Annotated in this window: 19 protein-coding genes; 11 read left to right on the plus strand and 8 right to left on the minus strand. The window is 72.5% G+C overall.

Going from position 1 to position 23944, the window contains the following annotated elements:
• Window positions 1–49: 49 nt before the first annotated feature.
• From ACH4K1_RS12970 to ACH4K1_RS12985, 4 genes are all read left to right on the plus strand, one after another.
• Entirely contained in the window at window positions 50–1348 is a 1299-nt protein-coding gene (locus ACH4K1_RS12970) for a M18 family aminopeptidase (RefSeq protein WP_398089054.1), read from the plus strand.
• Between the two features lie 135 nt (window positions 1349–1483).
• Window positions 1484–1705: a DUF6458 family protein gene (locus tag ACH4K1_RS12975; protein ID WP_228993776.1), complete on the plus strand. Its 222-nt coding sequence runs from the start codon at window positions 1484–1486 to the stop codon at window positions 1703–1705.
• Between the two features lie 148 nt (window positions 1706–1853).
• Window positions 1854–4715, plus strand: a complete 2862-nt coding sequence (locus tag ACH4K1_RS12980) for an AfsR/SARP family transcriptional regulator (RefSeq protein ID WP_398089276.1) — start codon at window positions 1854–1856, stop codon at window positions 4713–4715.
• A 198-nt stretch (window positions 4716–4913) separates the two neighbouring features.
• On the plus strand, window positions 4914–5651 hold the full coding sequence (locus ACH4K1_RS12985; RefSeq protein ID WP_398089278.1) for a DUF4232 domain-containing protein: 738 nt from the start codon (window positions 4914–4916) through the stop codon (window positions 5649–5651).
• A 101-nt stretch (window positions 5652–5752) separates the two neighbouring features.
• Here the strand turns inward: ACH4K1_RS12985 and ACH4K1_RS12990 are convergent, their stop codons facing one another.
• Window positions 5753–7570, minus strand: a complete 1818-nt coding sequence (locus tag ACH4K1_RS12990; RefSeq protein WP_398089055.1) for a thioredoxin-like domain-containing protein — start codon at window positions 7568–7570, stop codon at window positions 5753–5755.
• 64 nt (window positions 7571–7634) lie between these two features.
• Between ACH4K1_RS12990 and ACH4K1_RS12995 the strand changes: the two genes are divergently transcribed.
• Window positions 7635–8126, plus strand: coding sequence for an LURP-one-related/scramblase family protein (locus ACH4K1_RS12995; protein WP_398089056.1), 492 nt, complete (start codon window positions 7635–7637; stop codon window positions 8124–8126).
• A gap of 159 nt (window positions 8127–8285) precedes the next feature.
• Here ACH4K1_RS12995 and ACH4K1_RS13000 read toward each other — a convergent pair whose 3' ends face one another.
• Window positions 8286–9080, minus strand: a complete 795-nt coding sequence (locus ACH4K1_RS13000) for a carbon-nitrogen family hydrolase (RefSeq protein WP_398089058.1) — start codon at window positions 9078–9080, stop codon at window positions 8286–8288.
• A gap of 199 nt (window positions 9081–9279) precedes the next feature.
• Between ACH4K1_RS13000 and ACH4K1_RS13005 the strand changes: the two genes are divergently transcribed.
• Window positions 9280–10104: a maleylpyruvate isomerase family mycothiol-dependent enzyme gene (locus ACH4K1_RS13005; RefSeq protein ID WP_398089059.1), complete on the plus strand. Its 825-nt coding sequence runs from the start codon at window positions 9280–9282 to the stop codon at window positions 10102–10104.
• 126 nt (window positions 10105–10230) lie between these two features.
• On the opposite strand, the gene ACH4K1_RS13010 is transcribed toward ACH4K1_RS13005, so the two are convergent.
• Together ACH4K1_RS13010 and ACH4K1_RS13015 are read right to left on the minus strand one after the other, a co-directional pair.
• Window positions 10231–11541 carry a nitrate/nitrite transporter gene (locus ACH4K1_RS13010; protein WP_398089061.1) on the minus strand — a complete coding sequence of 437 codons (1311 nt, stop codon included), beginning with the start codon at window positions 11539–11541 and terminating at the stop codon, window positions 10231–10233.
• Entirely contained in the window at window positions 11538–12221 is a 684-nt protein-coding gene (locus tag ACH4K1_RS13015) for a GntR family transcriptional regulator (RefSeq protein ID WP_228993762.1), read from the minus strand. Before ACH4K1_RS13015 ends, ACH4K1_RS13010 begins: the two co-directional genes overlap by 4 nt.
• A 244-nt stretch (window positions 12222–12465) precedes the next feature.
• On the opposite strand from ACH4K1_RS13015, the gene ACH4K1_RS13020 reads away from it, so the two are divergent.
• Window positions 12466–13365 (plus strand): D-alanyl-D-alanine carboxypeptidase family protein, encoded by a 900-nt coding sequence (locus ACH4K1_RS13020; protein WP_398089062.1) that lies wholly within the window; start codon window positions 12466–12468, stop codon window positions 13363–13365.
• A gap of 86 nt (window positions 13366–13451) precedes the next feature.
• Here ACH4K1_RS13020 and ACH4K1_RS13025 read toward each other — a convergent pair whose 3' ends face one another.
• Genes ACH4K1_RS13025 through pdhA form a run of 3 tightly spaced genes read right to left on the minus strand, consistent with a single transcriptional unit; the run spans window position 13452 to window position 17060 of the window.
• Window positions 13452–14906, minus strand: a complete 1455-nt coding sequence (locus tag ACH4K1_RS13025) for a dihydrolipoamide acetyltransferase family protein (RefSeq protein ID WP_398089063.1) — start codon at window positions 14904–14906, stop codon at window positions 13452–13454.
• 10 nt (window positions 14907–14916) lie between these two features.
• A complete protein-coding gene (locus ACH4K1_RS13030) occupies window positions 14917–15897 on the minus strand; it encodes an alpha-ketoacid dehydrogenase subunit beta (RefSeq protein WP_398089065.1) in 981 nt (326 codons plus the stop codon).
• A 2-nt stretch (window positions 15898–15899) separates the two neighbouring features.
• Window positions 15900–17060 carry a pyruvate dehydrogenase (acetyl-transferring) E1 component subunit alpha gene (gene pdhA / locus ACH4K1_RS13035; RefSeq protein WP_228993748.1) on the minus strand — a complete coding sequence of 387 codons (1161 nt, stop codon included), beginning with the start codon at window positions 17058–17060 and terminating at the stop codon, window positions 15900–15902.
• Between the two features lie 349 nt (window positions 17061–17409).
• Between pdhA and ACH4K1_RS13040 the strand changes: the two genes are divergently transcribed.
• The 3 genes from ACH4K1_RS13040 to ACH4K1_RS13050 all read left to right on the plus strand — a co-directional run bounded on the left by ACH4K1_RS13040 (window position 17410) and on the right by ACH4K1_RS13050 (window position 20014).
• A complete protein-coding gene (locus ACH4K1_RS13040; protein WP_398089279.1) occupies window positions 17410–18069 on the plus strand; it encodes a response regulator in 660 nt (219 codons plus the stop codon).
• A 151-nt stretch (window positions 18070–18220) separates the two neighbouring features.
• Window positions 18221–18715: a pyridoxamine 5'-phosphate oxidase family protein gene (locus tag ACH4K1_RS13045; protein WP_398089067.1), complete on the plus strand. Its 495-nt coding sequence runs from the start codon at window positions 18221–18223 to the stop codon at window positions 18713–18715.
• Between the two features lie 267 nt (window positions 18716–18982).
• Window positions 18983–20014, plus strand: coding sequence for a phosphotransferase (locus ACH4K1_RS13050; protein ID WP_398089280.1), 1032 nt, complete (start codon window positions 18983–18985; stop codon window positions 20012–20014).
• A 283-nt stretch (window positions 20015–20297) separates the two neighbouring features.
• Here the strand turns inward: ACH4K1_RS13050 and ACH4K1_RS13055 are convergent, their stop codons facing one another.
• Complete coding sequence (locus tag ACH4K1_RS13055; protein ID WP_398089069.1) at window positions 20298–21899, minus strand: protein kinase; 1602 nt, start codon at window positions 21897–21899, stop codon at window positions 20298–20300.
• A gap of 337 nt (window positions 21900–22236) precedes the next feature.
• Between ACH4K1_RS13055 and ACH4K1_RS13060 the strand changes: the two genes are divergently transcribed.
• Window positions 22237–23874, plus strand: a complete 1638-nt coding sequence (locus ACH4K1_RS13060; protein WP_398089070.1) for a protein kinase — start codon at window positions 22237–22239, stop codon at window positions 23872–23874.
• Window positions 23875–23944 lie beyond the last annotated feature (70 nt).

Raw genomic sequence — 23944 nt, forward strand, 5'->3', positions numbered from 1 at the left:
CCCGTGGTCACCGGATACCGGATTCCGCTTCCTCGTTACAGTGAAGAACATGAGTTCCCCTCTCCGGTTCGACCGCGCCCACACCGATGACCTGATGTCCTACCTGGCGGCCAGCCCGTCCCCGTACCACGCCGTGGCGAACGCCGCCGCCCGCCTGGAGGAGGCCGGTTTCCGGCAGGTCGAGGAGACCGCCGCCTGGGACGCGTCGGCCGGGGGGAAGTACGTGCTGCGCGGCGGGGCCATCGTCGCCTGGTACGTGCCGGAGGGCGCCGAGGCGCACACCCCGTTCCGGATCGCCGGGGCGCACACCGACTCCCCCAACCTGCGGGTGAAGCCGCTGCCCGACACCGGGGCGCACGGCTGGCGCCAGGTCGCCGTCGAGGTCTACGGCGGCACCCTCCTCAACACCTGGCTCGACCGGGACCTCGGCCTGGCGGGCCGGATCTCGCTGCGCGACGGCACCCACCGGCTGGTCAACGTCGACCGGGCGCTGCTGCGGGTGCCGCAGCTGGCCGTGCACCTGGACCGGTCGGCCAACACCGACGGCCTCAAGCTCGACCGGCAGAAGCACATGCAGCCGATCTGGGGGCTCGGCGACGTCGAGGAGGGCGACCTGATCCGGTTCGTCGCCGAGGAGGCGGGCGTCGACGCGGAGGACGTCACCGGCTGGGACCTGATGCCGCACGCCATCGAGCCGCCCTCCTACCTGGGCCGCGACCGGGAGCTGGTGGCCGGGCCCCGGATGGACAACCTGCTCTCGGTGCACGCCGCGACCGCCGCCCTGGCCGCCGTCGCCGCTCAGCCCGACGCCGACATCCCGTACATCCCGGTGCTCGCCGCCTTCGACCACGAGGAGAACGGCTCGCAGTCCGACACCGGGGCCGACGGGCCGCTGCTGGGCTCGGTGCTGGAGCGTTCGGTGTTCGCACGCGGCGGCACGTACGAGGACCGCGCCCGCGCCTTCGCCGGCACGGTCTGCCTCTCCTCCGACACCGGTCACGCCGTGCACCCCAACTACGCGGAGCGGCACGACCCGACGCACCACCCGGTCGCCAACGGCGGCCCGATCCTCAAGGTCAACGTCAACATGCGGTACGCCACCGACGGCAGCGGACGCGCGGTGTTCGCCGCCGCCTGCGAGAAGGCGGGCGTGCCGTGGCAGACCTTCGTCTCCAACAACGCCATGCCCTGCGGCACCACGATCGGCCCGATCACCGCCGCCCGGCACGGCATCCAGACCGTGGACATCGGCGTGGCGATCCTCTCGATGCACAGCGCCCGTGAGCTGTGCGGCGCGGACGACCCGTACCTGCTGGCGAACGCGCTGGCCGCGTTCCTCGCCGGCTGACCCGAGGACGCCCCACCGCCTCCGCGCCCCCGGGCGGGAAGGTGCAACCCCCTGCGCGCACATGGTTGTTGCCGGGCCGGGTACGCGATCCGTACACCGGCCCGGACCCCCCGGGCGGTCGAGGAGGCGGAAGTCATGGGACTCGGAGGATGCATTCTCCTGATCGGTGCCGGCGCGATCCTGGCGTTCGCCACCGACTGGCAGGTCGACTCGGTCAACGTCGACCTGGTCGGATGGATCATGATGCTCGTCGGCCTCGTCGGGGTCTTCGTGTACATGAGCATCGCGCGGCGCCGCCGGATGGTCGTGCCGCCCACCACCACCGTCGTCGCGGACGACGAACAGCGCTACCACTGACGGCCCGCGGCGGCGAGCGGCCCGGACGGCCGGCCGAGCGTCGCCGCCGGGCGGGCGGCCCGGTGCCGACGCTGCGGGGGCACCGATATTCTGGGACGGATCCCGCGCCCCCACCGTGGGTGCGCCCCGCCCCGAAGAGGAGCCGTTCGTGGAGTTCCGGCTGCTCGGCACGGTCGCCGTGGAGACGCACACCGGCCCGCTGCCGCTGGGGCCCGCCAAACGGCGCAGCCTGCTCGCCGCGCTGCTGCTGTCCGCCAACACGCCGGTCTCCATCAGCCGGCTGATGGACTCCCTGTGGGACGACACCCCGCCGCTGCAGGCCCGCAGCGTCATCCAGGGCCATGTCTCGCGGCTGCGCGCCCTGCTGGTGGGCGCGGACGCGGAGGCGTACGGGGTCGAGCTGGTCACCCTCGGCGACGCGTACGTGCTGCGGGTTCCCGAGACGCTGGTGGACGCGCAGCGGTTCGAGGAACTGCTGATGCTGGCGCGGGAGCAGCGCAGTCCGGCGGACACCGTGCTGATGCTGAAGGAGGCCCTGTCCCACTGGCAGGGGCCGGCCCTCAGCGGAGCCTTCGCCGGTCCGCCGCTCCGGGCCGCCGCGCACTCCCTGGAGGAGTCGCGGCTGGCGACGGTCGAGCTGCTGGCCCGTACGTACGGCACCCTCGGCGAGCACCACCGGGCCGCGGCCCTGCTGGCGGCGGAGACCTCGGCGCACCCGTTGCGGGAGTCGCTGGCCGCCGAGCTGATGCTGGCGCTGTACCGGGCGGGACGCCAGTCGGAGGCCCTGGACCGTTTCCACCGTACGAGGCGGCTCCTCGCCGACGAACTGGGCATCGACCCCGGACCCCGGCTCGCGGACGCGTACGCACTGATCCTGCGCGGCGACCCGGGGCCCCCGCCCGCCGCCCCGGCCGCCCGTACCAAGGCCCCCCGGACCCCGACCCGCCCCGCGGCCCCCTCCGCCGGAGCCGCTGGGGCTCCCGTCGTCCCGCCCGCCGCCGCCGACGCGCCCCCGGGCGGCGGTACGGCGCAGGCGCCCCCCGCCGCTCCGCGCCCCTGGTCGGCCACGCCCGCGCTGCACCCCGCCGACCCGCTCCCCGTCGACCTGCTCCCCCGGGCGCCCCGCGGCTTCCAGGGGCGCACCGACGAACTGGCCGCGCTCACCCGGGCGGCGGCGGGCGAGTCGCCCGTCTGCCTGGTCACCGGCCCGGCCGGGGTCGGCAAGACCGCGCTGGCGCTCCAGTGGGCGCACCGCAACGACGCGCTCTTCCCGGACGGGCGCCTCTTCGCCGACCTGCGCGGCTTCAGCGAGGCCGGCGAGCCCCCGCTCGTCGACGTCCTGCGGGAGTTCCTGCTCGCGCTCGGCGTCCCGCCTCGCCGGATTCCGGAATCCGCACCGGCGGCCGCCGCGCTCTTCCGCTCGCTGACCGACCGGCGCAGGCTGCTGGTCATCCTCGACAACGCCCGCGATTCCGCCGCCGTCCGGGCGCTGCTCCCGGGCGGCGCGGACTGCGTCACGCTGGTCACCAGCCGGCACCGGCTGGAAGGGCTGATCGCCTCGGACGCCGCCCGCCCCGTCCCCCTCGACACGCTGGAGGCCGACGACGGCACGGCGCTGCTCGCCGGGGTGCTGGGGGAGGAGCGGGTGCTCGCCGAACCGGTGGCGGCCCGCCGGCTCGCCGAACTCTGCGGCGGGCTGCCGCTCGCGCTGCGCGTCACCGCCGCCCGGCTGGCGGGGCGGCCCCGCTGGACGCTGGCCGCCCTCGCCGACGAACTGGCCGACGAGCGCGGCCGGCTGGCGTGCCTCGACGTGGACGACACGGGCGTCGCGGCCGCGCTGCGGCTGACCGTCCAGCACCTCCCGCCGGACGCCGCCCACCACTTCGCACGGCTCGGACACCATCCCGGCGGCCATGTCGACCCGTACGCGGCGGCCGCGCTGGCGGGGACGGACCCGGTGGTCGCGGCGGCGGCGCTGGAGCGGCTGTCCGACGCCCACCTGGTCGCCGAGACGGCCCCGGGCCGGTGGATCCTGCACGACCTGGTACGCCTCTACGCCCGGGGTATCGACCCGGCCTCCGCAGACGAGGCCCTCGTGGGGGTGCTCGACCACTGCATCGCCACCGCGCTGGCCGCCGCCGACACGGCGGAGCCCGGCGGCGAGCCCTGCTTCGTCCTGCCGGACGGCTTCCGCCGGCCCGCCGCCGTACGGGACTTCACCGGCCGGGACGAGGCGATGAGCTGGCTGGCGGGCGAGCGCGAGAACCTGGCGCTGGCGGCCCAGGCGGCGCGGGAGGCGGGCCTGGAGGAGCGGGCCTGGCGGATCATCCTGCTCCAGTGGCCGCAGGTGGTGTGGCGGGTGCGGGACAACTGGGCGCCGCTGCTGGAGCTGGCCCTGGAGTCGGCCCGCGCCGGAAAGGACGCGTACGCCGAATCGAGGGTGCTCACGCTGCTGGGCTGGGTGCTGACGGAGGAGGGCCGGACCGCCGAGGCCGCCGCCCTGCTGGAGCGCTCGCCGCAGCTCGCCCGGGAGGCCGGCGACCCGCTGGGCGAGGCGACCGCGCTGATCAACCTGGCGGTCGTCCAGGCCGAGCTGGGCGAGCTGCCGACCGCGTCGGAGAACTGCCTCCGCGCCGTGGAGCTGGCCCGCCGGGAGGAGGACCGGCACACCGAGATGCTCGCCCTCCAGCACCTGGCGCGGATGCGGCTCACCGCGCGCCGCCCGGAGGAGGCGCTGGCCTGTGCGCGGTCCGCGCTCGATCTGGGCCCCGAGCACGAGGAGGCCGCGCGCCGGTCGCTGCTGCTGGCGATCTGCGGCGAAGCCCGGCTGGCACTGGGCGAGGAGGAGGACGGCGTCCGGCTGCTGGACCGGGCCGCACGGGAGGCGGAGGAGGCCGGTTACGACGAGGGCGCGGTGCGGGCGCTGGAGGTCCTGGTGCGCACCACGGCGGAGCCCTCCTACCGCCTACGCCACGAGCGGTCCGCGCTCCGCCTCGCCACCGCGCCCTGAGCCGCGCCGACCGGCACTCCCGCAGGTGGGAGCGGGGGCGACCGGGATGAAGCGGGGAAAATCGAGGCCGTCAGCCGAACGTCAGCGGGACGCCACCGGAACGTGAGCGGGGCCGCGCAGACTCATTCCTGTCAGCAGCTCACCGGCCGCTCCACCGCTGACCAGGTGGAGGCGGCCACTCACATCGGGGAACTCGTCATGCGCGCCTACCGCAACCGCACCGCCGTACTCGTCTCCGCGGCCACCGCCGCCCTCGCCCTCTCGCTCACCGCGTGCAACGGCGACGACGGCGGCACCAAGTCCGCCGGTACGACGGACGGCTCCGCCGCCTCGGCCGCCACGGCCCCCGTCGCCAAGAGCACCGACACGAACCAGGACGGCGCGGAGCAGAGCGGTGACCAGGGCGCCGCGAAGCAGGGCAGCGAGGGTCAGGGCGGCGAGGCGCAGGGCACCGCCAAGCAGAGCGGCGGCACGAACCAGACCAAGCAGCGCGAGAGCAGCACCACCGACAAGGCGCCCCTCTGCACCGCCAAGGGCCTCACGATCACCGCCGAGCGCCAGGACGGTCCTCCCTACACCCACCTCACGCTGTCCGCGAAGAACACCTCCGGCGCGAGCTGCGAGATGAAGGAGTACCCGCACATCCATTTCCTGGACAACGCGCGGGGCATCGTCCCGCCGGTCGCCAAGAGCAAGCCGGCCTCCCCGGTGATCCTGGCGCCCGGTCAGTCCGCCTACGCCGCGGTGCGCATGTCCGAGGGCGGCCGCAAGGAGAACACCGAGACGGTGAAGGAGTTCACCGTCACGCTGAAGGCCAACGGCGGCGGCATGGCCGTCGTGAAGTCCCCCGTCGCCGAGGGCCTGTCCGTCAACCCGCAGAAGTGGGCCACCGGCTACTGGACCCCCCAGCTGCGCAACGGCGCCGACGAGTTCTGAGCCGCCGGAAGACCGGCCGGAGCCCGGCCGGGGGCCGGACTCCGGAAACCTCCGCCCTCCGGGCCCGCAGGCGCTCCGGACCAGCCCCGTCCGCCCCGGGTTCAGCGAGGCTCGTCCATACCGGCCAGCACCAGCCCCAGCCGGGACTCGCCGTCCGCCGTGACGCGGACCGGCACGCCCCAGTCCTGCTGGTGCACATGGCAGGCCGGGTATGCGTTGGCCGGGTCGTCGTCGCAGGACGCGGCCATGGCGGAGACGTGCAGCACGCCCTCGGTGACTCCGTCCGCGAGCACCAGGTCGCGCCCGAGGTCGGAGCCCGCGCCGGAACCCTCCGCCAGCAGCTCCGGCGGAGTGGCGGAGACCAGCAGCCGGGTCGAGGGCCCGTAACGGGTGTCCAGCTTCTGGCCGGCGGGCGCCTGGAAGACCACGTCGAGACGGAGGGCGCCCGGAGCGATCTCGGTGGCGGCGCGCCGGGTGCGGTGTGCCCGGTCCGCGACCCGTACCGCCTCCTCGGGCAGCCGGAGCCGGGTCAGCCGGTGCCGGGCCGACTCGACGACGACGAGATCGCCGTCGACCAGTACCGCGTCGCTGGGCTCGCGGATGTCGGTGGCCACCGTGGTGACCTCACCGGATGCGGGGTCGTACCGGCGCAGGGCGTGGTTGTACGTGTCGCTGATCGCGACGGACCCGTCGGGCAGCGCGGTCACGCCGAGCGGGTGCTGGAGCAGGGCCTGGGAGGCCGCCCCGTCGCGGTGGCCGAAGTCGAAGAGGCCCGTGCCGACGGCGGTGCGGACGTGCTCGTCGCGGTCGACCCAGCGCAGCGCGGAGGTCTCCGCATCGGCCACCCAGAGCCGTTCCCCGTCCGCGGAGACGGCGAGCCCGGAGGGCTGGGCGAACCAGGCGTCGGCGGCCGGCCCGTCGACCAGGCCCTCATTGGTGGTCCCGGCGGCGACGCGTACGGTTTCGGCCTCCGGGTCGTACGTCCACAGCTGGTGCACGCCCGCCATGGCGATCCACAGCCGGTCGCCGAACCAGGCGACGTCCCACGGCGAGGAGAGGTCCACCTCACGCGCCGGGCCGCTGGTCGGGTTCCCCTGCCACCACTGCCGTCCGGTACCGGCGAGGGTGCTGGTCACCCCGGTGGTGAGGTCCAGGGCGCGGATGGCGTGGTTGACGGTGTCCGCGACGGCGATCCGGCCGTCCGGGAGCACGGCGAGCCCCTGCGGTTCGCTGAACCGGGCCTCCTCCGGGCCCCCGTCGTTCAACCCGCGTTCGCCGGTGCCGAAGCGGCGTCGTACGGTCTCGCCGTCCGCGTCCAGCTCGACGAGGCGGTGGCGGGTGGTGTCGGAGACCAGGAAGCCTCCGTCCGGCAGCGGCAGCGCCTTGCCGGGGAAGCGCAGGTGCGTGGCGACGGGCTCGGGCGCGACGTAGGGGCCGTCGCCCCGGCGCAGGGTGCCCTTGGCCCCGTGCTCGGCCTCCAGCTCCTCGACGAGCTTCTCGATGGCGTGCGCGTGGCCCTCGCCCGCGTGCTGGGCGACGACATAGCCCTCGGGGTCGATCACGACGAGCGTCGGCCAGGCGCGTACCGCGTACTGCTTCCAGGTGGCCAGCTCGGGATCGTCCAGGACGGGGTGGTGGACCTCGTAGCGTTCGACGGCGTCGACGACGGCCTGGTGCTCGGCCTCGTGGACGAACTTCGGCGAGTGGACGCCGATGATCACCACGGTGTCCCGGTGCTTCTCCTCCAGCTCGCGCAGCTCGTCCAGGACATGCAGACAGTTCACACAGCAGAACGTCCAGAAATCGAGGATGACGATACGTCCTCGCAGGTCAGCGAGGGTGTACTGCTGGTCGCCTGTATTGAGCCAGCCGCCCTTGCCGATGAGTTCGGGGGCGCGGACGCGTGCACGTGTTGCCATGTCACCAGTCAACACCCTGATCGCCTGCGCGCATTCCGCCGGGGCCCGGGGGAACCTGTGCTCCATGAGACTTCTCGTGCGCGAGCGGATGTTCGCCATCGGCGACGACTACTGGATCGAGGACGACGCGGGCCGCAAGGTCTTCCTGGTCGACGGGAAGGCGATGCGGCTGCGCGACACCTTCGAGCTGAAGGACGCGGACGGCCGCATCCTGGTCGAGCTGCGGCAGAAGCTGATCAGCCTGCGCGACACGATGCTCATCGAGCGGGGCGGCGAGGAGCTGGCCACGGTCAGACGCAAGCGGCTGTCGCTGCTGCGCAACCACTACCGGGTGACGCTGGTGGACGGCACGGAGCTGGACGTCAGCGGCAAGATCCTGGACCGCGAATTCGCCGTCGAATACGACGGTGAGCTGCTGGCCCAGGTCTCCCGCCGCCGGCTGACCCTCCGCGACACGTACGGCATCGACATCGTCCGGGACGATGCGGACACCGCGCTGCTCATCGCCGTGGCGATGTGCGTGATCGTGCTGGCCGACAAGGAGAACGGGGGCTGAGCTCCCGCGCCCGTACGGACGTCCGCCGTCTCACGGGTACGCCCGCCGGCTCCCGTGTACATCTGCCGCCTCGCCCGTACGTCCGCTGTTTCACGTGAAACAGCGCCCCTCAGCAGCCGGCTCGCCCGTCCCGGAGGGCGCCGTGCCGGAGAGGAGTGCTCACCGGAGCGGCGGAGCGAGCCCCAGGCGGCGGCCCTTGAGCGCCGGGAACTGCTCCCGGGTCGTCCGCACCCTCTCCGGGTCCAGCCGGACCGTCAGGACCTCCTCGTCCGCCCCCGCTTCGGCCAGCACCTCGCCCCACGGGTCGACGACGATGCTGTGCCCGGCCTGCTGGACGTCGGCGTGCGTGCCCGCCGTCCCGACCGCGAGGACGTACGCCTGGTTCTCCACGGCCCGCGCCTGCGCCAGGAGCGTCCAGTGGGAGCGGCGGCGCTCGGGCCAGCCCGCCGCGACGACCAGCGTCTCGGCGCCCGCGTCGACGAGCCCCCGGAACTGCTCGGGGAAACGGAGGTCGTAGCAGGTCGCGAGGCCCAGCGTGGTGTCCGGCAGGGCGACCGTCACCAGCTCCTCGCCCGCGCCCATCATCACCGCCTCGCCCTGATCGAAGCCGAAACGGTGGATCTTGCGGTAGAAGGCCGCGCGCCTCCCCTCGGGCGAGAAGACCAGGCTGGTGTTGAACAGGGTGCCGTCGTCCGTCCGTTCGACGAAGGAGCCGGCGTGCAGCCAGACGCCGGCCTCGGCCGCCGCCTTCGCCATCACCTGGTGCGTGGGGCCCTCCAGCGGCTCGGCCTCCGCCTCGAAGGCGGTGTAGGCGAACGCCCCGACCGGCCAGAGCTCGGGAAGAACTACCAGGTCAGAGCCGTTTTGGGCGACCACCAGAGCGGCTGCGCGCGCTCTGCGGGCCGCGACGGATTCGTCCGGGTCCACCGCGATCTGGATGAGGGAGGCGCGCACACTACCACCGTCCTGGCATTCGAGCCGTCAACACGGGCCTACGATCGTCACACGAAAGCACTGCCGGGGTGCCTGATCGCAGCGTAACTTAGCGGTCGAACCTCCCACGCAGCCCGCCGACAGCGCCGTCAGTGCCCGCCCACCCGCCCGCACTCCCTGCTCTCCAGCCCACGCACCGCAGAACCGCACGAGGGGTCCCGTGACCGTCCATCCCAGCCTCCAGCCCTACACCGACGCCGCGACCCACTCCATCGAGGCGATAGCCGAGCTGGTGAAGCCCCTTCCGGAAGGCGAGTGGAACCGCCGCACCCCCTGCCCCGGATGGTCGGTGCGCGACATCGTGTCGCACGTCATCGGCATGGAGTGCGAGATGCTCGGTGATCCCCGGCCGATCCACACCCTGCCGCGCGACCTCTACCACGTGCAGAGCGACTTCGCCCGCTACATGGAGATGCAGGTCGACGTCCGGCGGCACCACACCTCCCCGGAGATCCTCGCCGAGCTGGAGTACGTCCTCATCCGCCGCGCCCGCCAGATCCGCAACGAGTCGCGCAGCCCCGAGACCAAGGTCCGCGCCCCCCTGGGCACCGAGCAGACCCTCGAAACGGCGCTGAACCTGCGGGCCTTCGACCTCTGGGTGCACGAGCAGGACCTGCGCGCCACGCTCGGGCAGCCGGGCAACCTGGACTCTCCCGGCGCCCACGTCACCCGGGACATGCTGCTCGCCGGGTTGCCGAAGGTGGTCGCCAAGGCGGCGGGCGCACCCGCGAATTCGGCGGTCGTCCTCGATGTGCACGGCCCGATGGAGTTCCTGCGGACCGTACGGGTCGACGCCGACGGCCGCGGTTCGATCGACGGCGCGCCCTCGCTGGGCCCCGCCGTGACGCTCTCGCTGGACTGGGAGACGTACGTCCGCCTCGCCTGCGGCCGGGTCCGGCACACGGCCGTCGCCGACCGGATCAAGGTCGAGGGCGACCAGGAGCTGGCCACCGCGATCCTGGACAACTTCGCCCTCACGCCCTGACCCCGCTCCCGCGCCCCGGCGGCGCCCGTCCCGCCCCGAGGCGACGGGCGCGCCGCCGAGCGGCCCCGGACGGCTCCCCCGGCGCGGGCCCGCGAGGACGGGCGCCGAGCGGCTTCCCCGGCAGCCCTACACGGGCACGTGCACGGCCTCGACGCGGCTGACCACGTGGTGCTCGCGCTCCCTGAGCGCCGCCCGGCGGCGCAGCCGCAGGATCTGGGTGACGCCGAGCGCCTCCAGGACGAAGACCGAGGCGAACGCGGTGCGATAGTCGTCGCCCGTGGCGTCCAGCAGGACCCCGACCGCGAACAGGGTGGTCATCGAGGCGATGAACCCGCCCATGTTGACGATCCCCGACGCGGTGCCCTGGCGCTCGGGCGGATTGGCAGGCCGGGCGAAGTCGAAGCCGACCATCGAGGCCGGACCGCAGGCGCCGAGCACCACGCACAGGGCCACCAGCAGCCACATCGGCGTGTGGTCGGCGGGGTAGAGGATCGCCGATGCCCAGAGCAGGGCGGTCGCGGCCACCGTGCCCAGCGCGATCGGGGTCCGCGCCTCGTGGTGGCGGGCGATGATCTGCCCGTAGACGAGCCCCACCACCATGTTGGAGAGCACCACCAGGGTGAGCAGCGTGCCCGCCGTCCCCCGGCTCAGCCCCTGCGCCTCGACCAGGAACGGCATCCCCCACAGCAGCAGGAACACCATCGCCGGGAACTGGGTGGTGAAGTGCACCCACATCCCCAGGCGCGTCCCGGGCTCCCGCCAGGCGGCGGCGATCTGCCGGCGGACGTACGCGGCCCCGGCGTGGTCGGCGGGCGGCGGCTCGTGGCCCTCGGGGTGGTCCTTGAGGAACAGCAGGAGCAGCACCAGCACCACCACGCCCGCCAGCGAACTGCCGACGAAGGTCGTGGTCCAGCCGTAGCTGTGCAGCGCCCGCGCGATGAACAGCGTCGAGACGAGGTTGCCCGCCATCCCGAACAACGCGGCGACCTGGCCGATCAGCGGGCCGCGCCGGGCCGGGAACCAGCGGCTGCCGAGCCGCAGCACGCTGATGAACGTCATCGCGTCGCCGCAGCCGAGCAGGGCGCGGGCCGCCAGCGCCGTCCCGTACGAGGGGGAGAGCGCGAAGCCGAGCTGGCCCACGGTGAACAGGACGGCCCCGATGGTGAGGACCCGCTTGGTGCCGAGCCGGTCCACCATCAGCCCCACGGGTATCTGCATGCCCGCGTAGACGAGGAGTTGGAGGATGGAGAAGGTGGAGAGCGCCGAGGCGTTGACGTCGAACCGGTCGGCGGCGTCGAGACCGGCGACGCCCAGGCTCGTACGGAAGATGATCGCGACGAAGTAGACGGCGACCCCGGTGCCCCAGACCCAGGCGGCACGCCGCCCTCCGGGCGGGTCGCCGGGCAGCGTCAGGGCGGGCGCGGCGTTCGAGCTCACCGGTCCTCCCCCCGCACCAGTTCCCGCACCCGGCCGACGTGGCGGCGCACGACCAGGGCGGCCCCCTCGGCGTCCCCGGCCCGGATCGCGTCCAGCAGCTCCCCGTGCTCGGTGACGTTGGCCTCGATCCTGCCGGGATGGGCCTCCATGACGGCGACGCCCATCCGCAGCTGACGGTCGCGCAGCTGGTCGTAGAGGCGCGAGAGGATCTCATTCCCGGCGTTCTTCACGATCTCCGCGTGGAAGCAGCGGTCCTTGACGGCCACCGCCGCCAGGTCGCCGGCCTCCGCCAGCCGCCGCTGCTCCTCCAGGAGCTGTTCCAGCCGGGCGATCAACCGCGGGGAGGCGGGCACCGCCTTGCGCGCCGCGAACTCCTCGACCAGCAGCCGGGTCTCCACCACGTCCTTGATCTCCTGCGCGGAGACGGCGAGGACCAGGGCGCCCTTCTTCGGATAGAGCTTGATCAGCCCCTCCACCTCCAGCCGCAGCAGCGCCTCGCGCACGGGCGTCCGGGAGACCCCGACCGCGTCCGCCAGGTCCCCTTCGGTGAGCAGCGTCCCGCCTTCGTAGCGCCGGTCCAGAACGGCTTCCTTGATGTGCGTGTAGACCCGCTCGGCGGCGGGCGGACGCTTGAGCGGGACGGTCGGCGGCTTCACGGAGGCTGAGGGTGCGGCAGGCATGCGCACAGCATAGATACAACATGGACGCATGGGCGGCGCCGTCCGGATTCCGGACCTCCGGGGCGAGCGGTCGACGAACTCCTGTCCTCGTACTCCTGGCCGAAGGGCGGGCGTCGCGCGTGCCCAGGGTCAAGCCTGTGCAAATTCACCCCTCCGGCACCACATCCATTGTCCCGCTCCAGGAGTCTCACCTGCGAGCGGCACCCTTATGTGGCCGCATATCAGGGGCATTTGGAGCGTTCAGTTGAAAATCGGCATCAAGCGCATCAATCGCGTCACCGTCACGGCCACCGTGACGCTCACCGCCGGTGCGGTGCTCGCGGGCAGCGCCTTCGCCTCCACGGCGCACGCGGCCACGCCGCCGACTCCGAAGATCGTCGCCAAGGGCGGCTTCGTGATGAACGACGGCACCGGGAAGACCCTCTTCACCAAGTCCGCGGACACCCGCCGCGCCACCGGCTCCACCACCAAGATCATGACGGCACTGGTGGTCCTGTCGCAGAAGAACGTGAACCTGAAGTCCAAGGTCACGATCCAGAAGGCGTACAGCGACTACATCGTCTCCAAGAACGCCTCGTCCGCCCGGCTCATCGTCGGCGACAAGGTCACCGTCGGCCAGCTCCTCTACGGCCTGATGCTCCCCTCCGGCTGCGACGCCGCGTACGCGCTGGCCGACAAGTTCGGTTCGGGCACGACCCGTTCGGCCCGCGTGAAGTCGTTCATCGGCAAGATGAACTCCACGGCCAAGAGCCTCAAGCTGAAGAACACCCGCTTCGACTCGTTCGACGGCATAGGGGGCGGCAACAACTACTCCACCCCCCGTGACCTGACGAAGATCGCCAGCAAGGCGATGAAGAACTCCACGTTCCGCTCGATCGTCAAGACCAAGTCGACGAAGCAGAAGGTGACCACCAAGAGCGGTGGCTACCGCTACATGTCGTGGAGCAACACCAACAAGCTGCTCAGCAGCTACAGCGGCGCCATCGGCGTCAAGACGGGCTCCGGCCCGACCGCCAAGTACTGCCTGGTCTTCGCCGCGACCCGCAAGGGGAAGACCGTGATCGGCACCGTGCTCACCTCGTCCTCCGAGGCGAACCGCACCGCCGACGCCAAGAAGCTGATGGACTACGGCTTCAAGAAGTAGCCCGCGGGCGCTGTACGGAGAGGGGCCCGGCCCGCACGATGTGTGCGGGCCGGGCCCCTTCCGCGTACGAGCGCCAACCGGACGCGTCACGCCCAGGTGATCAGGCGCTTCGGCTGCTCCAGGATCGCGGCCACGTCGGCCAGCACCTTGGAGCCCAGCTCGCCGTCGACCAGGCGGTGGTCGAACGACAGCGCCAGCGTGGTGACCTGACGCGGCTTCACCTTGCCCTTGTGGACCCACGGCTGGAGCTTGATCGCACCGACCGCCAGGATCGCGGACTCGCCCGGGTTGAGGATCGGCGTACCGGTGTCGACGCCGAAGACGCCGACGTTGGTGATGGTCACCGTGCCGCCCGCCATCGCGGCCGGGGAGGTCTTCCCCTCCCGGGCCGTGGCGACCAGCTCGCCCAGCGCCTCCGCGAGCTGCGGCAGCGTCTTGTCGTGCGCGTCCTTGATGTTCGGCACGATCAGGCCGCGCGGGGTGGCCGCCGCGATGCCCAGGTTCACGTAGTGCTTCCGCACGATCTCCTGGTTGGCCTCGTCCCAGGCGGCGTTGACCTCGGGGTTCCGCTTGATGGCGACCAGGAGGGCCTTGGCGATGAGGAGGAGCGGGTTGACCCGCACCCCCGCCATCTCCTTGTCCTCCTTGAGCTCGGCCACGAGCTTCATCGTGCGCGTCACGTCTACCGTCACGAACTCGGTGACGTGCGGCGCGGTGAACGCACTGTCGACCATCGCCTGCGCGATCGCCTTGCGGACGCCCTTGACCGGGATGCGGGTCTCGCGGGGGGAGTCCGGTACGGCGGCGGACGCCGCGGCCGCCGGAGCCGGGGGTGCCGCCGGGGCGGACGGAGCGGTGGGCGGGGCCGGAGCCTCGGGAGCGGCCTGGGCCGCCGCCGCGTGGACGTCCTCGCGGGTGATGATGCCGTCCTTGCCGGTCGGCGCCACCGTCGCCAGGTCGATGCCCAGGTCCTTGGCCAGCTTGCGCACCGGCGGCTTGGCGAGCGGACGGCCCCCGGCCACGCCGGAGTGCGCCGGGGCCACCGGCTCGGGAGCGGGGGCCCCGCGCCCGTTCAGCTCGGCCTGCACCGCCGCCGCGGCCTCCGGAGCGGCGGAGGCCCCCTTGCGCGGACGGCGCTTGGTGGAGGACTCGGCGACCCCGTAGCCCACCAGGACCGGCGTACGGCCCTTCGGCTCGGCCTCGGCCTCGGGCGCCTCCACCGGCTCCTGCACCGGGTCGGCGGCCGGGGCCGGAGCGGGCGCGTCGCCGCTGCCCGGGGCCACGTCGATCGCGATGATCACCTGGCCCACGTCCACGGTCGTGCCCTCGCCGAAGCGCAGCTCGTGCACCACCCCGTCGAACGGGATCGGCAGCTCGACGGCCGCCTTCGCGGTCTCGACCTCGCACACGACCTGGCCGTCGGTGACGGTGTCGCCGGGCTGGACGTACCACTTGAGGATCTCGGCCTCGGTCAGTCCTTCGCCCACGTCGGGCATCTTGAACTCACGGAAGCGAGCAGACGTTTCGGTCATCGTCGTCACCAACCTCTCCTCAGAACGCCAGCGAGCGGTCGACGGCGTCGAGCACCCGGTCCAGACCGGGCAGGTACTCGTCCTCCAGCCGGGCCGGCGGGTAGGGGACGTGGTAGCCGCCGACCCGCAGCACGGGGGCCTCGAGGTGGTAGAAGCAGCGCTCGGTGATCCGGGCGGCGATCTCCGCGCCGGAGCCGTAGAACACGGGCGCCTCGTGGACGACCACGACGCGGCCGGTCTTCTCCGCCGACGCCTGGACGGCGTCGAAGTCGATCGGGGACATCGAGCGCAGGTCCAGGACCTCGATCGACTTGCCCTCCTCCTGGGCCGCCGCCGCCGCCTCCAGGCAGACCTTCACCATCGGGCCGTACGCGACGAGCGTGAGGTCGCCGCCCTCCCGGACGGTCACGGCCTTGTGCAGCGGGCCGGGCACGGCCGCGGTGTCGACCTCGCCCTTGTCCCAGTAACGCCGCTTGGGCTCGAAGAAGATGACCGGGTCGTCGCTCCGGACGGCCTGCTGCATCATCCAGTAGGCGTCGCTCGCGTTGGACGGCGAGACCACCTTGAGGCCCGCCACGTGCGCGAAGAGCGCCTCGGGGGACTCGCTGTGGTGCTCGACCGCGCCGATGCCGCCGCCGTACGGGATGCGCACGACGACCGGCAGCTTGATCTTGCCGAGCGCGCGGGCGTGCATCTTGGCGAGCTGCGTGACGATCTGGTCGTAGGCGGGGAAGACGAAACCGTCGAACTGGATCTCGACGATCGGGCGGTAGCCGCGCAGGGCCAGACCGATCGCCGTGCCGACGATGCCGGACTCCGCGAGCGGGGTGTCGATCACCCGGTCCTCGCCGAAGTCCTTCTGGAGGCCGTCGGTGATACGGAAGACGCCGCCGAGCTTGCCGACGTCCTCGCCCATGATGAGGACCTTGGGGTCGTCGTCGAGGGCGAGGCGGAGCGACTCGTTGAGCGCTTTCGCGATGGACATCTTTTCCACGGCCACGGCTACTTGCCCTCCTCGGCGGAGTCGACGAACGATGCCTGGTAGGCGGCGAACTGGGCGCGCTCCTCGTCGACGAGGGAGTTGCCGTCGGCGTAGCCGTGCTCGAACAGGGCCATCGGGTCCGGGTCGGGCATCGCGCGCACCGCCTCGCGCACCCGCTTGCCGAGGGTCTCGCTCTCCTCGTCCAGCGCGGTGAAGAAGGCGTCGTCCGCGAGCTGCTCCTTCTCCAGGTACGCCCGCAGCCGCAGGATCGGGTCCTTGGCCTCCCAGGCGGCCCGCTCCTCGTCGGCCCGGTACTTCGTCGGGTCGTCGGAGGTGGTGTGCGCGCCCATGCGGTAGGTGAACGCCTCGACGAGGGTCGGGCCCTCGCCCCGGCGGGCCCGCTCCAGCGCGGAGCGGGTGACGGCCAGGCAGGCCAGGACGTCGTTGCCGTCGACGCGGACGCCGGGGAAGCCGTAGCCCTGGGCGCGCTGGTAGAGCGGCACCCGGGTCTGGCGCTCGGTCGGCTCGGAGATCGCCCACTGGTTGTTCTGGCAGAAGAAGACGACCGGGGCGTTGTAGACCGCGGAGAAGGTGAACGACTCGGCGACGTCGCCCTGGCTGGAGGCCCCGTCACCGAAGTAGGCGATCACGGCGGAGTCCGCGCCGTCCTTGGCGACGCCCATGGCGTAGCCGGTGGCGTGCAGCGTCTGCGAGCCGATGACGATCGTGTACAGGTGGAAGTTGTTGCTGTTGGGGTCCCAGCCGCCGTGGTTCACGCCGCGGAACATCCCGAGCAGGTTGGTCGGGTCGACCCCCCGGCACCAGGCGACCCCGTGCTCGCGGTAGGTCGGGAAGACGTAGTCGTCGTCGCGCAGGGCCCGGCCGCTGCCGATCTGTGCGGCCTCCTGGCCGAGCAGCGACGCCCACAGGCCCAGCTCGCCCTGGCGCTGGAGGGCGGTCGCCTCGGCGTCGAAGCGACGGGTGAGCACCATGTCCCGGTACAGGCCGCGCAGTTCGTCGGCGCTCAGGTCGATGCTGTAGTCCGGGTGCTCGACGCGCTCGCCCTCGGGCGTGAGCAGCTGTACGAGCTGGGGCTCGGCGCTCTGCGGCTTCTTCGCGGCGCTGGTCCGCTTACTGGCGCGTCGCGGTTTACGCGCGGCGGCAGTGCTCTCCACGGTCACGTGCGTGCTCCTCCGTCGGTCCGGCCCCCGGGGTCTGCCGGGAAACCAGTGCGGCTCGCCTGAATCCGGCCGACGCGCACGGGGTGGGTGCCGGCCGGCCGGGATCAGGCGTGACAGGTGCCCCGGCGAGCGCCCTGTCATAGGCACGTTACCCAGTGCTTCGCACAACTGCGAAACCCTATCTGACCTGCGATTTTGCTTGGATTTCCAAGTAAATCGAAAAAATCGCGAAGCTCTGCTGGTCAGGGCACTGGAAACAGCCTTGCGGGCCGCCGGAACAACGGCACGTTATCCCGCGGATCTGCCCCAGGGAAGAGCGGAGGAGAGGTGAGTGTGTGAGACTGCGATCGTGCGCGAAGAAGGAAAAATCACGGTATTTCTGCTGGACGATCACGAGGTCGTCCGGCGTGGCGTCCACGAGCTGCTCGCCTCCGAACCGGACATCGAGGTCGTCGGGGAGGCCGGTACGGCGGCGGAGGCCCTGGTGCGCATCCCGGCGACGCGTCCCGACGTGGCGGTGCTCGACGTACGGCTGCCGGACGGCAGCGGTGTGGAGGTGTGCCGGGAGGTCCGTTCCCAGGACGAGAACATCGCCTGCCTGATGCTCACCTCGTACGCCGATGACGAGGCGCTTTTCGACGCGATCATGGCGGGCGCGTCGGGATATGTGCTGAAGGCGATCCGGGGCGAGGAACTGCTGAACGCGGTACGGGACGTGGCGGCCGGGAAATCGCTGCTGGACCCGGTGGCGACGGGCCGGGTACTGGAGCGGCTGCGCAACGGCGGCAGCGGCAGGGGGGACGACAAGCTGGCCGCCCTGACCGAGCAGGAGCGCAAGATCCTGGACCTGATCGGTGAGGGGCTGACCAACCGGGTCATCGGCGAGCGGCTGCACCTGGCCGAGAAGACCATCAAGAACTACGTCTCCAGCCTGCTCTCGAAGCTGGGGATGGAACGCCGCTCGCAGGCCGCCGCGTACGTCGCCCGGCTCCAGGCCGAACGCCGCTGAGCCCCCGGGCCGGCGCACTCCCGGACCGGCGCACTCCCGGGACGGCGCCCTCCCGGGGCCGCCGCGCTCCGGTCCACGCGGGACTTTGGTCCCGCGCCCCCGGGGCAGGCGACTCTTACGCGGTTCCTACGGCGGGGGGACAGTGGAGGCCATGTCCTTCGACGAACTCCCCGCGCCCGACGCGATCCGGCCGACCGCGACCGGCACGGTCGAGCCGACCGGGCAGGGCGGGCGGCCCGGGCAGGGCGGGCGGCCCGGGAAGACCGAGCCGATCGAACTGCTGCGCCAGGTCCCGTACGGGCGTCTCGCCACCAGCATGCGGGCGCTGCCGTTCCTGGCGGTGGCCCGGCACATCGTGAGCGACGGCCACATCCTGCTGCGGATGCACAGCGGCTTCGGCCACCACGAGGCGTGCGACGGGGGCGTCGTCGCGTACGGGGCGGACAACTACAACGGCAGCGTCCTCGGCGACGGAAGGGACCTCTGGTCGGTGCAGTTCACCGGCCCCGCCGAGATCGTGTTCCCCTGCCCCGAGCAGGAGGAACTGTTCGGGGAGGCGCCCGCCGCCGTCAACGGGGAGCCTTACGCACCGGCCTACCTCCGGGTCGATCCGCACTTCGTCACGGAGTACCGGCTGAACTTCTGAGGCGCCGGAGGGTTCGCTTCCGGGGCGACGGGCCGACGGGGTACGAGACGCCGGAGGGTTCGCTTCCGGGGCGCCGTGCCGGCGGGTACGAGGCACCGGAGGGTTCACTTCCGGAACACCGGTCCGACGTCCTGCCGGGCTCCGCAGCTCCCTAGCGCATCGCCGGTGGTGACCGCAAGTCCGCGCCTTGGATACGCAGAGTGATCTAACATCTGGTAAGTGCCGCGCTCATATGTCACTCGTCCACCTGTTCCCCCGGTCGGCGAGGTGCTGCGCCGTTATCCGGACGTGGGCGAACCGCTCGCCTGCGAGCCGATCACCAAGGGACTGCTGAACCACGGGTACCGCGTCTCCACCACGAGCGGCTCCTACTTCCTCAAGCACCACCTCGACAAGAAGCACCTGGACGACCCGAGCGGCGAACGCGCCGCGATCGTGCGCCAGCACCGCGCCACCCAGCGCCTGAAGTCCCTCGGCGTCCCCGTCGTCCCGCCCCTGACGGACGCCCGGGGCGAGACCGTCACGGTGATCGGCGAACGGTGCTACGCCCTGCACCCCTGGGTCGACGGCCTCCACCGGGTCGGCGCCCAGCTCACCCTCGCCCAGTCGCGGCGGCTCGGCGCGCTCCTCGGCACCGTGCACACCGGCCTGGAACAGGTGATGGCACCGCGCGACGGCCCGTATCCGGCGGACCCGCCGGGCCGGCCGGGCCACCCCAGTCCGGACACCGCCGACACCTTCGCGCTGATCGACGACCTGCTGGACGCCGCACGCGGACAGGACGGCCGGGGCGCCCCCCGCGACGCCTTCGACGAACTGGCCGTACACCGGCTCGTGGAGCGGCGCGCCCTGCTCGAACAGCACGCCCACCGGCGCCCGCCCACCCCGGAGGGGCCCGCCACCGGGTGGGTGCACGGGGACTTCCATCCGCTGAACCTGCTCTACCGGGACGCCGACCCGGTCGCCATCGTGGACTGGGACCGGCTGGACGTACAGCCGCGCGCCGAGGAGGCGGTCCGGGCGGCGGCGATCTTCTTCGTCCGGCCCGCCGGGGAGCTGGACCTCGCGAAGGTACGGGCGTACGCCCGCGCCTACCGGCGCGCCGCCGGGGCGGGGGCCGCGGAGCTGGCGGCCGCTGTGCACCGGGTGTGGTGGGAAAGGCTCAACGACTTCTGGATACTCCGCTGGCGCTACCGTCTCGACGACCGCAGGGCCGACCCGCAGTTCCCCGCGGTGTCGGCCCTGGCGGTGTGGTGGACGCGGGAGTACGAGGCGGTCTGCGCGGCCTTCACGGAGTGAGCGCCGCGCGCGGGAGCCGCACCGGCCCGTACCGGCGGCTGTGCGGGCACGCGGGGGGCACAAGGGCGCGGGGGCGCGGGGGCGCGCGGGCGCGGGGCAGACGGGGGCGCGGCTGGGCGGGCCCGGGGCACGAGGCAGGCGGACGGCGTCCGGCAGACCGGCGTGCGGTGGCTGCGCGGGGCACGGGTGCGCTCACGCGTGAGCCCGGCGTGCGCCGTGGTGGCGCGCGCCGGGCTCAGGAGCGGTGCGGTGGTGCGGTGGGGTCCGGGTGCCGCAGGCGCTCTTACGGCGTGGTGTTGCCGGCCGAGGCGTCGCCGCCCGGGGTGGTGCCCGTACCGCCGTCCTCCTCGCCGCCCCCGGGGCCGCCGTCGTCCCCGGCGCCGCCCGGCGTGCCGGGGTCGGTGACCGGGCTGCTCGGCTCGCCGGTGGGCTCGCCGTTGCCGCCCTCGTTGGCGTTGCCGTCCGAGGCGCCCGGATCCGTGCCGGTCTGGGTCGGGGACGGGGAGAACGTGGGCCGGGTCGGGGTCGGGTCCGGGATGTACGGCGGCGGGTTCTGCCGCGTCTGGCCGCCGCTGGAGGTGTCCGGCTCCTCCGGCTGCTCGCTCTCCTCCTCGGTGGGCTCCTCCGAGGGCTCCTTCTCGGACGGGCTGGCCGAGGTGGACGGCTTGACCGGGTCCTTGGCGCCGCCGCTGTCCTGCGCGGCGTTCACCGCGAAGGCGACCCCCGCGCCGATCGCGATCAGCGCGAGCAGGACGAAGAGCCACATCTTGCCGCGCCCGCCGGGACGCCCCTGCCCCCCGCCGTCGTACCCCCCGTCGTCCGGGTTGTACGGGGGCAGGATCGGCCCCTGCGAGGTGTCCCCGTGCACCGGGTGGCCCGCGCCCACCGGACGGGTGGAGCCGGTCATGCCGTGCGGCGGGGTCTGGCCGCCCTCGTGCAGCGCGACCGGGCCGGTGTTCCAGGTGCCCGTGTGGCCGCCCTGCACCTGGAGCATCTGCAGGCTGTACTGGACGAGGCCGCGCATCTCCTCGGCGCTCTGGAACCGGTCGTCGGGGTCCTTCGCCAGCGAGCGCATCACCATGCCGTCCAGCTCCGGCGGCACCACGTCCGAGACCTCGGACGGGGGCACCGGGATGTCCTGGACGTGCTGGTAGACCACCGAGAGCGGGGTCTCGCCGGTGAACGGGGGCCGCAGCGCCAGCAGTTCGTACAGCAGACAGCCCGTGGCGTACAGGTCGGAGCGGTGGTCGACGGCCTTGCCGAGCGCCTGCTCGGGGGAGAGGTACTGCGGAGTGCCCATGACCATGCCGGTCTGGGTCATCGTCGACTGCGCGCCGTGCAGCGCGCGGGCGATGCCGAAGTCCATCACCTTGACCGCGCCGGAGTCCGTGATGATGACGTTGGCGGGCTTGATGTCGCGGTGCACGATGCCGTGCTGGTGCGAGTACGCGAGGGCTTCCAGCACCCCCGAGACGATGATCAGCGCCTGCTCGGGCGGCGGGGCCTCGGCGGTCAGGAGGAGGTCGCGGATGGTGCGCCCCTCGACCAGCTCCATCACGATGTACGGAACGGTCTGACCGCCCACGACGTCCTCGCCGGAGTCGTACACGGCGACGATCGCGTGGTGGTTGAGGCCCGCGACGGACTGTGCCTCGCGGGTGAAACGCGCCTTGGAGACCGGGTCCTCGGCCAGGTCGGAGCGGAGCAGCTTCACCGCGACGGTCCGTCCGAGCCGGACGTCCTCCGCCGCGTAGACCTCTGCCATGCCGCCCCGGCCGAGCCGGTGGGTCATCCGGTAACGTCCGTCACCGACGACGCCGCCGACGCCCCAGGAGTCGGTGCCATCCGAAACTCCGCCGCCGTTTGCTTCGGAATCGGGTGCCATCAGTCCTCGCCGTCGTATCTGTCCGCGCGTCCGCGGGTTCTCACGGTGCCTTGCTGCATTGCCACGTCACGCTACAGGCTTCTGCGGACACCCCGGTTCCGCTCCGGCAGGATCATCTGCCCGCCCGGCGCGTCCTCCCGGTGAATTCCGCGTGGTTCCTGTAACGCTTCCGAGACGCTTCTTGTGCGTAGGGTCACGGAACGGGCACCCGGCTTGACGTGTCGGACCCCTACGGCAGACTTGGCGCGTAATCGCGTTGTACGGAACCGCGTCGCACGCAACCACGTCCTACAGAAACACCGCGTGCGACCGCGCGCCGGCGAGGGGGATGCAAGTCATGAGCCAGGACGGCGCACAGGGCCGCTACGCGGGCGGAGCGGTGGCGGGCGGCCGCTACCAACTGCGGGACCTGCTCGGCGAAGGCGGGATGGCGTCCGTATACCTGGCCTACGACTCCGCCCTGGACCGCCAGGTCGCGATCAAGACCCTGCACACCGAACTGGGCCGCGAGCAGTCCTTCCGCGAGCGCTTCCGGCGTGAGGCGCAGGCCGTCGCCAAGCTCCAGCACACCAACATCGTCTCCGTCTTCGACACCGGCGAGGACGAGCTCGGCGGTGCGCTGATGCCCTACATCGTCATGGAGTACGTCGAGGGGCAGCCGCTCGGTTCGGTGCTGGCCGCCGACATCCGCGACCACGGCGCGATGCCCGCCGACAAGGCGCTCAAGGTGACGGCGGACGTGCTCGCCGCGCTGGAGACCAGCCACGAGATGGGCCTGGTCCACCGCGACATCAAGCCCGGCAACGTGATGATGACCAAGCGCGGTGTGGTCAAGGTCATGGACTTCGGCATCGCCCGCGCCATGCAGTCCGGCGTCACCTCGATGACGCAGACCGGCATGGTCGTCGGCACTCCGCAGTACCTCTCCCCCGAGCAGGCCCTCGGCCGGGGCGTCGACGCCCGGTCCGACCTGTACTCGGTCGGCATCATGCTCTTCCAGCTGCTCACCGGCCGCATCCCGTTCGACGCGGACTCGCCGCTGGCCATCGCCTACGCGCATGTGCAGGAGGAGCCGGTCGCCCCCTCCAGCATCAACCGGGCGGTGACCCCGGCGATGGACGCCCTGGTCGCCCGCGCGCTCAAGAAGAATCCGAACGAGCGCTTCCCCAGCGCCGCCGCGATGCGCGACGAGATCGACCGCGTGCTGAACGCCTCCGGCGGCCGGACCGGCGCCCCGGTGATCGTGGCCGGCGGCGGGCCCGTCAACAGCGGCTCCGGCGTCGGCTCGGCGGTCTTCCCGCCCGTCGACCAGAGCGCGCCCGCGCCCCACGGCCTCCAGACGCCGTACCAGCCGCACCCGCAGCAGCAGCCGGGGCCCTACGGTCAGCCGACCCCCGCGCCCACGCCGAGCTACGGCTATCCGCAGGCCGGACCGGCTTACCCGACCCCGGGCCCGCTGTCCCACCCGACCCCGCCGCCGTACGCGGCCTCCGCGCAGCACTCGACCGCCGTGGGCACCACCGGCCGCGCCGGCCCGAAGCGGAACATGCCGGTCATCGTCGGTGCGATCGTCGTGGCGCTGCTGGCGATCGGCGGCCTGGCCACCGCGATCGCCCTCCAGGGGGGCAAGGACGACGAGGCGGGCAAGGACGGCGAATCGGGCGGCACCACCGAGCAGGTGGAGGGCTACCGCCCGCCGGAGCGCAACCGGACGATGAAGGACACGGACTGCTCGAACGCCTCCGAGGACTCCAACGACCCGCAGAAGGTCCGTGCGCCGAGCTTCATCTACAAGGACATCCAGTCGGCCAAGGCGTGCGCCGCCGCCGCGGGCTGGACGGTCAAGGAGATCGCGGAGCCGGGCAACACCTACGCGGACGGCCAGGTCGTCGGCCAGTTCCCGTCCTCCGGCACCGCGGTCCCCGAGCGCGGCGCCCACTTCGAGCTGAAGGTCTCCACCGGTAAGCCCTCCTGAGCCGGCGGACAGCGCGCCGGAGTCCGAAACTGATCGTTTCGGGGTTCCGGATCACCCCCTGTCATCCGCT

The sequence above is a fragment of the Streptomyces sp. NPDC017448 genome (assembly GCF_044330565.1).
GTDB lineage: Bacteria > Actinomycetota > Actinomycetes > Streptomycetales > Streptomycetaceae > Streptomyces.

Excerpts from the sequence above, each read along its gene's own strand:
- ACH4K1_RS12975 (WP_228993776.1), top strand. The coding sequence starts at position 1,484 with ATGGGACTCGGAGGATGCATTCTCCTGATCGGTGCCGGCGCGATCCTG.
- ACH4K1_RS12990 (WP_398089055.1), bottom strand. The coding sequence starts at position 7,570 with ATGGCAACACGTGCACGCGTCCGCGCCCCCGAACTCATCGGCAAGGGC.
- ACH4K1_RS13045 (WP_398089067.1), top strand. The coding sequence starts at position 18,221 with ATGTCCTTCGACGAACTCCCCGCGCCCGACGCGATCCGGCCGACCGCG.
- ACH4K1_RS13015 (WP_228993762.1), bottom strand. The coding sequence starts at position 12,221 with ATGCCTGCCGCACCCTCAGCCTCCGTGAAGCCGCCGACCGTCCCGCTC.
- ACH4K1_RS13055 (WP_398089069.1), bottom strand. The coding sequence starts at position 21,899 with ATGGCACCCGATTCCGAAGCAAACGGCGGCGGAGTTTCGGATGGCACC.
- ACH4K1_RS13060 (WP_398089070.1), top strand. The coding sequence starts at position 22,237 with ATGAGCCAGGACGGCGCACAGGGCCGCTACGCGGGCGGAGCGGTGGCG.
- ACH4K1_RS12995 (WP_398089056.1), top strand. The coding sequence starts at position 7,635 with ATGAGACTTCTCGTGCGCGAGCGGATGTTCGCCATCGGCGACGACTAC.
- ACH4K1_RS12985 (WP_398089278.1), top strand. The coding sequence starts at position 4,914 with ATGCGCGCCTACCGCAACCGCACCGCCGTACTCGTCTCCGCGGCCACC.
- ACH4K1_RS12970 (WP_398089054.1), top strand. The coding sequence starts at position 50 with ATGAGTTCCCCTCTCCGGTTCGACCGCGCCCACACCGATGACCTGATG.